At 59.2% G+C, this 223-nt stretch carries 1 protein-coding gene; it reads right to left on the bottom strand.

Translation table 11 applies throughout. The annotated features are described in order from the left end of the window. Positions 1 to 223: AMP-binding protein (locus PSI23_RS22495; protein WP_273557098.1), on the bottom strand; the 223-nt coding region annotated here is incomplete at both ends.

The raw sequence follows: 223 nt of genomic DNA, 5'->3' as shown, positions 1-223 counted from the left end.
GCTTGTTGGACTAAACGGATCCGCCAGAAAACGCTCAGCGGTCAGTTCCGGGCGATTCAGATACCCGCGCGCCAGCCCTGCGCCCGCAACATACAACTCACCCACGACTCCATCCGGCACCGGTTGTTGCTGCGCATCCAGCAGATACAGTTTTAAATCAGGAATACGCTGCCCGACCGGGCTTTGGCTCCTCTGGCTGTCCTCACGGGTCAAAGGCCGGTAA

It is taken from the genome of Xenorhabdus yunnanensis, assembly GCF_028598805.1.
Classification (GTDB): domain Bacteria; phylum Pseudomonadota; class Gammaproteobacteria; order Enterobacterales; family Enterobacteriaceae; genus Xenorhabdus; species Xenorhabdus yunnanensis.
Note: the sequence above shows the minus strand (reverse complement) of the source record. Positions and strands in the feature narration are given on the sequence as shown.